Genomic DNA, 12,117 nt, shown 5'->3' with positions numbered 1-12,117 from the left:
TGCTCCATCCGACGCCTCGCTGCTCCGCGCCGCCCTCAATCATAACCGCACGAACGGGGACGTCGAGTTGCCAACACCGCTGTTGATTACTTCTCGACGACCAGCCCTTCCAGATCGCCCTTGTTCCGCCAATCGGCAAGCATCTGCCGGAAAGCGGCCCAGCCCGGGCCCCAGCCTGCGAAAAGAGCCCATTTCGGCTTGGTTTCGCCCTCGTTGTTGAAATAGCCCGGCGGGCAGGTGTTCTGGAATTCGGAGTAGTCGATCTCCAATTCCCGGAAACGACGGATATATTCGTCCTGGGCTTCCTGGCTGGGCTCAACGACCTTGAGGCCGCGCTTGAGCGCCTCGCTGATGATGTAGGCGCTGTGGTAGCCCTGCTGCCCGAACTGCTCGGTCACCGAGGCGTTGAGGCCGCCCTGGATATAGCCGATGTAGAACTGGTTCGGGAAGCCGTGCGTCATCGTGCCGTGCAGCGTCTTCGGACCTTCGGACCAGTGCTTGTAGATCGACCGGCCGTCGCGGCCTTCGACCACGTCCATACCCCAGCGGCGTTCCAGATCGCTGGTCACTTCGAAGCCGCTGGCGAAGATCATGCAGTCGACTTTATATTCCTTGCCGTTGGCGATGAAGCCGTTCTCGGTCATGCGCTGCACGCCCTTGGTTTCGGAGACGTCGACCAGTTGAACATTGGGGCGATTGAAGGTCGGATAGAACTCGTCGCTGGACAACGGCCGCTTGCACAGGGCGCGGTAATAGGGCTTCAGGGATTCGGCCGTTGCCGGGTCCCGGACCATGGCTTCGACACGGCGGCGCAGCCGCTCCATCACGCGGTAGTCGATGACTTCGCGCTTGGCCATGAATTGCTCCATGGTCAGCTGCGGCCAGCCCTCGGCCTCCATCTCGGCCTGGAAGTTCCGGCTGATCTCGGTCCAGATGTCGCAGATCAGATCCGGCTCGCCCGGCCGGAACCCTTCCATCGCCGCCCGATGGAAATTCTCCTGACGCTCCTTCTGCCAGCCCGGCTTCAGTGACTCCGTGAATTCTGAGCTGGTCGGAGGATTGGGCCGCTCGTCGACGCTTGAAGGCGTGCGCTGAACCACGTAAAGCTGCTCGGCGTATTTGCCCAGATAGGGAACAGCCTGAATGGCGGTCGCTCCGGTGCCCACGACCGCGACGCGCTTGTCGGCCAGCTTGTCCAGCACCGGATTGCCGTAACCGCCGCCGGTGTAGCCGTAATCCCAGCGCGCGCTGTGGAAAATCTTGCCTTTGAACTGGTCGATGCCCTCAAGGCTCGGCAGCTTCGGCATATTCAGCACGCCGCAGGCCAGAATCACGAAGCGGGCGCGAATGTCGTCGCCCCGACGGGTGCCCACCCGCCAGCGCTTGATCTTCTCGTCCCAGCGCAGCGTGTGGATCAGCGTGTGGAACAGCGCCTTGTCGGCAAAGCCGAATTTCTCGGCGATCGACCTGGCGTATTGCTGGATCTCCCAGCCGTCGGCGAACTTCTTCGACGGCATGAAGCCCATCTCTTCCAGCAGCGGCAGGTAACAGTAGGATTCGTTGTCGCACTGGATGCCGGGATAGCGATTCCAGTACCAGACCCCGCCGAAGTCGCCTGCGGTGTCAACGTTGCGAAAGTTGCTGACGCCCGCCTTCGTGAGGTGATAGGCGGCCATGATCCCGCCCCAGCCGCCGCCGAGAACCAGAACGTCGAGATCTTCCGAGATCGGCTCGCGCTGCGCCACCGGCATGTGGGGGTCATCTGCATAACTGCCGACAGCATCCCCGGTTGGCCGCACGTACTGCTTCTGACCGTCGGCACGAACGCGCTTGTCGCGCTCCTGGCGGTACTTCTCCCGCAGTGCCGGAATGTTGATGTCCTCAGGCGTCTGTGTAGGCTGACACCTCATATAAATCGCTCCTCAAGCACTTTGATAATCAACGATGATGCTCATTATACGGGCAACTATAATACGTCACGTTGATCCGGGACGCCTGCATGGGCGGCGATGACCGGCGCTGCTTGGACCGGCGGCAGGCCGAGGCTGAAGAGCGCGACGGCGCTCACTGCCATCAGGGCGATGGTCAGCATCAGGAACGGCGCATAGCTGCCGTAATGGTCGAACACGGTGCCCGCCGCGAGCGGGCCAAAAGCCGTGCCGCAGGCCAGCGCCATTTGCAGCACGCCGTATAAGGCACCGAAGTTCTTGAGCCCGAAGTGCTTCGCCGCGAGATAGGCGATGACATCGACCTCCGAACCAACGGTAAGTCCGAAGGCTGCAGCAGCGACCGACTGGCTGATCGGGTTTGCACCGTCAAGCAGCAGCAGAGCACAGGCGATGATCGGGATCAGGAAAGCGAGCGCGCCGACCCGGTGCCCGGGAAACCGATCCAACAGTACGCCGGTGCCGAGCCGGCCGACGATGGAGAAGATGCCGATCAGCGAAGCAATCCCCGCCGCCTTGAGCGGCACGGCGCCAGCATCCGTGAGGATCGGAACGAAATGGACAAGGGCGCCGATCAGGGTAAAAGAGAAAAGGCCGGAAGCCAGCAGCAGCTTGTAAAGGGCCGGCGAACGCAGCCCCTCGGAGAAACTCACACCCGCTCGAGCTCTCGCCACACTCGCGGCCGCCGCACGCTGCAAGCGGCCCTGGTCGCGGGCGCCGCGGAAGAACAGGAACAGCAAGGGGAAAACCAGCGCCGCCCAGATGCCGGCCATCGCCGGAAAGGCCGTGCGCCATCCGTAAGAGCCGATCAACCAGGTCGCGAGCATCGGAAAAACCGTCGCGGCCACCGAAGCGCCCGAAAGCGTGAGCGCGAATGCGAGCCCCCGCGAGGTTTCGAAGCGGCTCGCGACCGCGCTGGTCCACACGGTCGCCTGTACCCAGAACGTTCCGACGGCAACCGCGGCCCACAGCATCAGCCAGTTCGAGGTATGACCCGTCGCGGTGCCGAGCAGCGCAAACGCCGCCGCCATCACCAGCACGCCGACGAGCCCGACGAAACGCGGCCCGATCCGATCGACAAGCATGCCGATCGGAATGCAGAAGATGCCGCTGATGATGGCCGAGACGGTGATTCCCGCAGAGATTTGCGCGCGGGACCAACCGAACTCCTGATGCAAGGGCGCGATGAACGGGCCGATCGAATAGACGTGCAGTACAGAAGTCGCGTAGCCGAGCGCTGCGACGAGCGGCAGAAACCAGAAACGACGCCATTCGGCCGCCGCGTTGTTAGTTGCACCCATCTTCCCTTCCCCCAACACAGTTTTGGAAACGCCGCGGACTAAGCGAATGCCTCTTCGCCTTCCAGCTTGGTCCGGTGCAGCATGCGACCGGAGTTCGGATCGTAGGGCGTCGCACGATGCATCGTGCCGGTGTTGTCCCAGATCACCAGGTCGCCGACCGACCAGACGTGGCGGTAGACGAATTGCGGCCGGGTCGCCCAATCGCGCAGCTGCACCAGCAGCTCGACGCTCTTCTTGAAGTCCATGTCGACGACGTGACGCGCGGTGCAGCCGATGACCAGCGACTTGCGCCCCGAGCGGTGCTTCCACACCAGCGGCAACTCACGGTCGCCGATCCGCATCATGCCGCGCAGCGTTTCGATGCTCGGTTCCGGGTCGTAGTAGAACAGCGTGTTCCACGCCGAATGCATCACCCGCAGCTTTTCAAGCAGCTGCTTTTCCGTCTCCGGAAAATCATCGTAGGCGGCGTAGGTGTTGCAGAACTCGGTATCGCCGCCGCCGTTGGAAGGCAGCACCTTGCTCGACAGCAGCGAGGCGAGAATCGGCACCTCGTTCATGGTGCCGTCGATGTGCCAGTACAGCGAGCCCTTGAGATAGTCGGCCAGCTCGTTGGCCTTGGTATCCAGCGTGACCTTGTAGATTTTCTCGCCGCGCATTTCCGGCGCGAAGCTGCCGAGCGTCTGCGTGAAAACGATCTGCTCCTCATCGGTAAAGCCGACTTGGGGGAAAACCAGAACTCCTCGCTGATCGAGCAGCTCGCGGATTTTCGATGCATGGACGCCGCTGAGCAGCGTTGCCTTGTCCGACCGGATTTCGGTCGCGATACGAGGCCTGAGATCGCGGGTTGTGAACGTCATTGCCAAATGCTCCAGTTTTCGATGCGGCATGCAGCTCCGCGTCCAGTTTTGAACGCATCGGCATCCATTGCGTATTTGCCGCGTGTCAGCCCCAGGCCGTCACACGGCCCATTTTTCACTCAAGCTTCTTGGGCGCGCCTGTACCGATGTACTGCGCCAGGTTGCTGTGAAGGTTGACGATGGCACGCTCCCGATATGGATTGGGTTTGGTGCCGCTGAAACCGAGCGACTTCATACCCTGCTGCACCGCCGCCATGTTGGCGAAATCCTGCGGCAGCACGCTGCGCCATCTCGGGTCGCCCACCGGCGTGTACTCCCACTCCGTCTCCGGCTCCTCGCCCTTCGGAAACAGTTCGTAGACTGCGACTTCGAAGATGCACTTGTTGGGGTCGTAGCCGTAAGGCTTGAAGTTGTAGCAAAGAGCGTTGTTGACGGCGTGCCCGATCTGGAAGTTGGGGAAAATCTGCCAGGCGGTGCCGCTCTTGCCGACATGCGCGGGATCGACGGTCGGCCAGATCACGCCGCGCGCGACGTCCGCGGCCTTGGCCGACTCCAGCCAGTGCTTCAGAACCTCGCCGGGCGGCGTGCCTTCCGGCAGCTCATCGACCAGACGCCGCGCCGCATCCACCAGCGTCAGCGTGGTATTGGTGTTGACCTGCTCCCAGGTGAACTCCTGCATATTCTTCGTCGACACGCGCGCATCGCCGCCGGTGCCGACGCGCAGCTTCGCCTGCTGATTCGCATCCATGTTATTGGGCGCGTCATAGCCGATGTTGCTGTGCTTGCCCTGCGCCCTGGCCCAGCCCTGAAACTGGCCGAACTGCACGAATTCCGGATGCGTGATATCGACGTGATAGATCTCGTCGAACGCCTCCGCCGCGACTTTCCAGTTGCAGTCGAAGATCACCCAGCGGCGCCATCTGACGCGCATGTTCTCCAGTTGGAAGGGATCGAGCATGCCCGCAGCCGGTTCGAGATAGTCATGCAGAGGCTCGCAGTTCGGATCCATGTTGATCCAGACCCAGCCGCCCCAGGTGTCGACCTTGACCTCGGACAGATGCGTGTTTTCGGGCGTCAAGGCACCCTGCCAGTCGTCCTTCTCACGAATACGCGTGCACTCGCCATCGAGGTTGAAGGTCCAGCCGTGGAAGGGGCAGACGAAGGATTTCTTGCGGCCGCAGGCGCTCTTGGCGTCCGCCGGGGTGTCCACGAGCTTGCGACCCCGATGCGAGCAGACGTTGTGGTATGCCTTGATCTGATCGGCCGCCGTGCGGACGATTACGATCGAATCGTCGAGGATGTCGTAGCTGAGAAAACTACCCACCTCGGGGATTTCTTCGACGCGGCCGGCCTGCAGCCAGACCTTGCGCCAGAGTTTGTCGCGCTCTGCCCGGGCATAGTCCGCGGAAATATAGGCTTCGACGCCGATCGTGACCGGCTCGGACCGCTCTTCAATATTTTTTGTGATGTCGACAGGCTTGTTCACAACATCCTCCGAATCCTGTAAGCCAGCCTTGAACGCAAACGAGCTGGACTGGTTTGCAAATGTGTCCGAGAACAGGGCTTGCGTGGCTGACCCTGCGCGGCGCTCGGCACCAGCGTCAAACCGGACGCCCGGTAGCGATCGGACAGAGCCGTCAGCGTGCAGGCCGCTCGCCATTGAGCGTTCCGATATTGGTCCTTTGAACCGAAATAAGTCAACACGAAGCCCATCAAGCGGCCGGATAAGTGTTCAACGGAGTTGTTCAACAGGCGGGGCGGATCGCCAGCACGCTGCCTTCAGCATCAGCGGAGACGTAGAGCGTGCCGTCCGCCCCGGCGGCGATGCCCGCGAACGGACCCATCGGTCCGGACAGGGTTCCGATCGGGCCGAGGAATTTCGGCGTCACGCCGGGCGGAGCACCGACCGGCAGCTCGGACGCGATGCTGCGGCGTACTCCGCTGGCCAGATCGTATTCGATCAGCTGCTTGGAGCCCGTATCAACGACATAGAGCAGCTTGCCGCGCACGAGGATGCCCTGGGGCTTCTGCAGCCCGTCCAGCACCGTTTCGGCCTTGCCGCCGGACAGCTTGGCGACACGCCCACCGGCGGACTCCGAGACATAACAGCTGCCATCAGGGCCCACCGCCACGCCTGAGGGCAGCTTGAGGCCGGTGGCGAGCGTTTCGACATTGCCCGACTGCACCGACAGCACACGTCCGCCGCCCTGCTCGGCGAAGACGATGCCTCCCTTGGCCGCAACCGCCACGCCGTAGAGCTGGTTGAAACCGCTCGCGAGCATTTCGCTCTTCGCCTGCCCGGGCCAGTAACGCGCAACATCGCCGTTGGCGGTGGTGATGATGAATTCGCCCGGCCCCGCAGCGGCCACGCCGCGTGCATATCCCGGATAACCCGGCGTGAACAGCATGCCGATCAGCTTGCGTTCTTCGCCCGGCCGCAGCGTGTAGGAGAACGGGCCATCAGCGACGTAGATCAGACCGGTCTCGTCGATGGCCAGACCGAGCGGCCAGTTGAAGCCGTCGGGGACCAGATCACGGGTCTTGCCGCCGTCGAGGATTTCGACGATGTAGCCCGAGATGTTCGACACGAAGCTGCGCTTGCCGACGAAGGTCACGTTGTCGAGGCCCTGCGTCAGATTGGCCAGAACGCTGCGGTCGCCGGTGCGCGGATCGATGCGCAGCACCTGACCGCTGTGCACCTGGGTCGAGACGATGTAACCGTCGGGATGAAACTTCACCGAGTCCGGTACGCCGAGATCCTTGGCGACAACTTCGGGCTCGCCGCCGTCCAGACTGATGCGCCAGATTTCGTTCGCGGCCTGCGCCGGGAAATAGAGTTTGCCGTCCGGCCCCACATCGAAAGCATTCGCCATCGGAACCTGGTCGAAAATGACGCGCGGCGCCCCGCCGTTGCGGTCCAGTTCCATGATCCGTCCGCCCATGCGCAACTCGCCGGCAATCAGCCGCCCCTGGTGGAAGGTGATGGGATTGGCCAGCGGGATGTCGCCGTAGATCACCCTGGTCGTGCCGTTGGGCGCGCGCATGCTGACGCGCCCTTCGGTGATTTCGGTGGCGTACAGGTTGCCTTCGTCGTCGAACACCAGGTCGTCGGGCGCGACGATCTCGCCACCCATCGGGCTGATCGTCTCGATTGCGCCGGTATCGACGTCGATCGCGCTGATCTGGCTGCCCGACACCTGCGCCACGTAGATACGCCCATCCGCACCGGTGCGCAGGCCGTTGGCGCCGAACAGGCGGCTGGCAGGAGTGAGTCGTTCCAGGCGCCAACCCTCGGCGAGGCGGTACGGGCTTGCAGCGGTATTGCGTCCACTTTGCACCGACATTCTGATGATCTCCTCGATGTACCGTACGACATCGTTGCCATTCTGATCGGCCGGCAGGCACTGCCCCCAGGCCAGGTTCGAGCCAGGCGCGTTTGGCCCGGTCTCGCTTGACCGCGCCGTCCGGCCACCGCGATCATCAACATGGTTGACCATTAGTGGTCGAAAATTCAACCGATTTCTAGAGCGCCGCCGACGCAGCGTCGCAGTCAGCTCTTCAGGAGCAAGCTCATGAACAAGCTGTATGCCAGCGCCGAGTCCGCGCTGGAGGGCATCATCCGCGACGGCATCGATGGCTTTGGCCTGGGCCAACTGCCAACCACACGGCAGATCCGCAAGATGATCTCCTCCTATGTCGGCGAGAACAAGGAGTTCGAGCGCCAGTACCTGGCCGGCGAGCTGGAGCTGGAGTTCACGCCGCAGGGCAATCTCGCCGAGAAACTGCGGGCCGGCGGCGCCGGCATACCGGCCTTCTTCACCAGGACCGGCTACGGCACCATCGTCGCAGAGGGCAAGCCGACGCAGGAGTTCGACGGTGAGTGGTATGTGATGGAGCGTTCACTGAAAGCCGACGTGTCCCTGGTCAAGGCCTGGAAGGCCGACACCGCCGGCAACCTGGTCTACCGCATGACCGCGCGCAACTTCAATCCCATGGTCGCCGCTGCTGCGCCGATATGTGTCGCCGAAGTGGAAGAAGTGGTGGAGCTCGGCGAGCTCGATCCGGACCAGATTCATACGCCCGGCATCTACGTCAAACGCCTGGTGCACAACCCCCACCCCGAGAAGCGCATCGAGCAGCGCACCGTGAGCAGGTAACCATGGCCTGGACCCGCGAACAGATGGCCCAGCGCGCCGCCCGCGAACTGCAGGACGGCTACTACGTCAACCTCGGCATCGGTCTGCCGACGCTCGTCGCCAACTACATTCCGCAGGGCATGGACGTTTGGCTGCAGTCCGAGAACGGCCTGCTCGGCATCGGCCCGTTCCCGACCGGGGCGAGCATCGACGCCGACCTGATCAACGCCGGCAAGCAGACCATCACCACCGTGCCCGGCAGCGCCTTCTTCTCCAGCGCCGATTCGTTCGCGATGATCCGCGGCGGCCACATCAACCTGTCCATTCTCGGCGCGATGCAGGTGTCAGAAAAAGGCGATCTCGCCAACTGGATGGTGCCCGACAAAATGGTCAAGGGTATGGGCGGCGAGTTCAAGATCCTGCCCCAACGCACGCCGCCGCTGACCGGCGTCGGCGCGGTCGACCGCATCATCACCGAGCTGGGCGTGCTGGATGTGACCGACGGCGGCATCAAGCTGGTGGAACTCGCGCCGGATGTGAGCCTCAATGAGCTGCGGCAAAAGACCGGCGTGCCGATCCTGTAAGGGCGCCGCTAAGCAGCTTCTACCGGCTTGTTGAAGGGGTAGGCGGGAGGAGCGCAGCGCATCCCGCCTTGCGCGCCTGCACCACGCGAAAGGCGGGATGCTCCCGCCCTACGCACATGCTTCAGTAGATGACGCGGCCGCCGTTGACGCCGAGTGTCTGGCCGGTGATGTAGCCGGCGGCGTCGGACGCGAGGAATGAGCAGGCAGCGGCCATGTCTTCAGGCCGGCCGGCGCGCTTCATCGGCGAAGTCGCGGCCGTGGCATCGAGGTTGACCGGCGATCCGCGCAGCATCGGTGTGTCGATGAAACCCGGCGGGATGTTGTTGACAGTGATGCCGCGATCCGCGAACTCCGCCGCCAGCGACTTCGTCAGCGCGATGACGCCGCCCTTGGACGACGAATAATGCGTCATGCCCTTGGCACCGGTCTGCGCTGAAGATGAGGAGATATTGACGATACGGCCCCAGCCGGCCGCCAGCATGTCGGAAATGACGGCCTGGGTCATGAAGAACGGGCCCATCAGGTTGATGCGATACATCCGCTCCAGAGCTTCCGGCGTGATATCCAGGAAGGCCACGAAGCCGGTGATGCCGGCGTTGTTGACCAGCACCAGCACCGGGCCCAGTTCGGCGCGGATACGGACCAGGATGCTGGCGATGCTGTCCGGGGCCGAGGCGTCGCCGGTGTAGGCCTTCGCCTTGTTGCCTTCGGCCTCGATCAGGCTCACCGTCTCGGCGGCGGCGTCACCATTCAGATCCCACACCGCAATGGCGGCGCCGTCGCGCGCCAGCTGCACTGCGCAGGCGCGCCCGATTCCGCTTCCGCCGCCGGTGACGACTGCCGTCTTGCCCTTCAGAGACATCGTTCCTCCTTCACTATTGATACGTTTCAGGTGTCGACTCTATCAATCGATACCCATATTAATCGACATTGATGACTACTTTGCCGAAATGTCGGCGACTTTGCAGGTGCCGATAGGCGTCGGGGGCCTGCGAAAACGCAAAGACGCGATCGATCACCGGCCGCAGCTGCGTGGCTTCGGCCGCGGCGAGGAGCTTGGCGAGGTCCGTCCGGCTGCCGACCGCGATGGAGTGCGTCGATAGCCCGCCGCGCATCAGCAGGCGCGGGTTGATCTGCGCGCCGAGGCCCCCGACAAAACCCACCAGCGCAATCTGCGCATTGAACGCGGTGCAGCCGATCGACTGCTCCAGCGTTCCGGGACCGCCGACCTCGACGACGCGATCGACACCGCGTCCGCCGGTCAGCTCGCGCACGGCCGCTCCCCATTCGGGAACCTGCGCGTAGTTGACGACTTCGTCGGCACCGAGCTGGCGCAATCGCCCGGCTTTTTCTGCCGACGAGGTCGTCGCGATCACGCGGCAGCCGAAAGACTTCGCCAGCTGCAGCGCGAAGATCGACACGCCGCCGGTACCCTGCACCAGCACGGTTTGGCCGGCGAGCAGCGGCAGGCCGCAGTGCAGAGCCGACCAGGCGGTGACGGCCGCGCAAGGAAGCGTCGCGCCTTCCTGGAAGCTCAGACCGTCAGGCAGGCGCTCGAGCCCCTGCTGATCCAGCATCACGTACTCGGCGAGCACGCCATCCACAGTGCCGCCCAGCATGGCGCGCATGAACTCGACTTCGGGCCGGCCCGAAATCCAGGTCGGGTTGAACGCCGCCACGACCCGATCACCCGGCCTGACGCGATAGACCGCCTCGCCGACGGCGACGACTTCACCCGCGCCATCGGACAGCGGGATCAGGCCTGGCTTGATGCCGGGCAGCTGTCCCGAAGCCGCCAGCAGGTCGCGATAATTCAGCGAGGTCGCCCGCATCCGCACGACGACCTGGCCCATGCCCGGCGATGGCATCGGGTCTTCGCGCAGTCGCAGGCTCGCCAGCGCATCGTTGAACGCCTCGAAGTGATAGGCCTTCATGGTATTGGGCACGATCGGTGTGGCTCCTGTTTCGTTGAGCGGCGCGCGCATCACCACAGCGGCCACTGCTGCAACTGGATGCGGCGCTCGCGAATCACGCGTTCGCGCTGCTCCGCGGTAACCGTCGCAGTATCGCGCGGCAAGGCTTTGCGCAGCTTGGAAAACGCGAGCTTGCGCACACTGGGCACCGGCTTCGAGTCGCACTCGGTCCAACGTCCCTGTATGACGCCGCGCGGATAGCCCGCCGTGTCGAGCCAGTTCGGCACGCCAGGGTCTTTCGCCGAGACCACCACGCGCAGCACACCGTCCGCATCAGCGGCGGCCTGGGTATCGTTGAGGCTGCTGTGATTGTTGTACCAGTCGATGGTTTCGTAGATCTCGTTGGTCAGGATGATCGAGCGGTACAAGCAATGCGCAGGCACCGTGGCCTCCACGATCAGCGCCTCATCGTCGCGCAGATCGTAGGCGCCTTCGTAGTAGAACTGGTTGGCGAGGCCGCCGATCTGCGAGGTATCGAATACCTTGAGCTTGTTGACATAGCCCTCTTTGCGCAATTGCTCGACATGGTCGGCGAACAGAAGGGCCATGAACGCGGCTGCATTCGGCAGCCGGCGCAGACGCTGTTCGAGCTCGGCCGCGCTGCGTCGCGGCTTGTCCATCGGCTTATCGACGCGTTCGATGGCGATCGTCGGATCGCGCTCGCGGCTCCAGTCGCTGCTGACCATGCGCAGCAACAGCTTGTCCGTCGTCGGCGACAGCGGCCACCAGTCGCCCGCATAAGCATCGGGCCGCTGCGGACTCAGCAGCACATCGAAGCGGCCCTGAGCATCGAGCTCGAGCGCGTTGAGATCGTGCGTGCTGCGCGGCGCTCGCGCGTGCGCGGGATCGAAGCCCGGCTCGCCGGGTGAAGGCCCGGTTTCGGCGATGACGAGCATGCGCAGGCTGCCGCGCTGCCCGCGCATGCGGTAGCTGCCGCCGGGCGTGATGCGCGCGCTGCGGTACACCGTGTCGGCATTCGGCTGGCCGATGTTCATCAGTTGCCCGATCACCGGCAGGAACGACGGGAAATCGCCATCGCCGCCGATGGCGTCGAGCGTTGAGGAGGCCAGTGATTCCAGCATCAGCCGGCCGACTTCCTGCTGCACCTGCGGATCGTTGCGCATGGACTCGGGCAGCTTCGCCAGCATGCGCTCGGGCAGGCCACGCAGGCCGTCGACGAACTCGTTCCAGCCGGCGACAGCCGGCAGCTTGATCTCCGCGGCGGGCGGCGGCGGGCCATCCTCGGCCGCCAAGGATTGCGCGCAGCAAAGCAGCACGACAGCTGTCAGCACCCGCCGCTTCGGCTCAACATTCTTCATG

Annotated in this window: 10 protein-coding genes; 2 read left to right on the top strand and 8 right to left on the bottom strand. The window is 63.8% G+C overall.

All coding sequences use genetic code 11. The features are described 5' to 3' along the window. Window positions 1-86: 86 nt before the first annotated feature. The 5 genes from JWQ90_RS14305 to JWQ90_RS14285 form a co-directional block, all read right to left on the bottom strand. Complete coding sequence (locus JWQ90_RS14305; RefSeq protein WP_299695389.1) at window positions 87-1,910, bottom strand: NAD(P)/FAD-dependent oxidoreductase; 1,824 nt, start codon at window positions 1,908-1,910, stop codon at window positions 87-89. Between the two features lie 56 nt (window positions 1,911-1,966). Then, on the bottom strand, window positions 1,967-3,247 hold the full coding sequence (locus tag JWQ90_RS14300) for an MFS transporter (protein WP_299695387.1): 1,281 nt from the start codon (window positions 3,245-3,247) through the stop codon (window positions 1,967-1,969). A gap of 38 nt (window positions 3,248-3,285) precedes the next feature. Then, window positions 3,286-4,104, bottom strand: a complete 819-nt coding sequence (locus tag JWQ90_RS14295) for a TauD/TfdA family dioxygenase (protein WP_299695385.1) — start codon at window positions 4,102-4,104, stop codon at window positions 3,286-3,288. 115 nt (window positions 4,105-4,219) lie between these two features. Then, complete coding sequence (locus tag JWQ90_RS14290) at window positions 4,220-5,590, bottom strand: aromatic ring-hydroxylating dioxygenase subunit alpha (protein WP_299695382.1); 1,371 nt, start codon at window positions 5,588-5,590, stop codon at window positions 4,220-4,222. 259 nt (window positions 5,591-5,849) lie between these two features. Beyond that, window positions 5,850-7,448: an SMP-30/gluconolactonase/LRE family protein gene (locus tag JWQ90_RS14285; RefSeq protein WP_299695379.1), complete on the bottom strand. Its 1,599-nt coding sequence runs from the start codon at window positions 7,446-7,448 to the stop codon at window positions 5,850-5,852. A 228-nt stretch (window positions 7,449-7,676) separates the two neighbouring features. Here JWQ90_RS14285 and JWQ90_RS14280 point away from each other — a divergent pair, with 228 nt between their 5' ends. Both JWQ90_RS14280 and JWQ90_RS14275 read left to right on the top strand, forming a co-directional pair. Further along, a complete protein-coding gene (locus tag JWQ90_RS14280; protein WP_299695375.1) occupies window positions 7,677-8,261 on the top strand; it encodes a CoA transferase subunit A in 585 nt (194 codons plus the stop codon). Window positions 8,262-8,263: 2 nt separating this feature from the next. Then, a complete protein-coding gene (locus JWQ90_RS14275) occupies window positions 8,264-8,824 on the top strand; it encodes a CoA-transferase (RefSeq protein ID WP_299695372.1) in 561 nt (186 codons plus the stop codon). Between the two features lie 121 nt (window positions 8,825-8,945). Here the strand turns inward: JWQ90_RS14275 and JWQ90_RS14270 are convergent, their stop codons facing one another. From JWQ90_RS14270 to JWQ90_RS14260, 3 genes are read right to left on the bottom strand one after another with little or no spacing between them, the layout of a single operon-like run. Beyond that, the gene (locus JWQ90_RS14270; RefSeq protein ID WP_299695369.1) at window positions 8,946-9,686 is read right to left on the bottom strand and encodes an SDR family NAD(P)-dependent oxidoreductase; all 741 of its coding nucleotides are present in this window, start codon (window positions 9,684-9,686) and stop codon (window positions 8,946-8,948) included. Between the two features lie 58 nt (window positions 9,687-9,744). After that, the gene (locus tag JWQ90_RS14265) at window positions 9,745-10,770 is read right to left on the bottom strand and encodes an NAD(P)-dependent alcohol dehydrogenase (RefSeq protein WP_299695366.1); all 1,026 of its coding nucleotides are present in this window, start codon (window positions 10,768-10,770) and stop codon (window positions 9,745-9,747) included. Window positions 10,771-10,808: 38 nt separating this feature from the next. Further along, window positions 10,809-12,116, bottom strand: a complete 1,308-nt coding sequence (locus tag JWQ90_RS14260; protein WP_299695363.1) for a hypothetical protein — start codon at window positions 12,114-12,116, stop codon at window positions 10,809-10,811. Between the last annotated feature and the right edge of the window lies 1 nt (window position 12,117).

The sequence above is a fragment of the Hydrocarboniphaga sp. genome (assembly GCF_028291725.1).
Classification (GTDB): domain Bacteria; phylum Pseudomonadota; class Gammaproteobacteria; order Nevskiales; family Nevskiaceae; genus Hydrocarboniphaga.
Note: the sequence above shows the minus strand (reverse complement) of the source record. Positions and strands in the feature narration are given on the sequence as shown.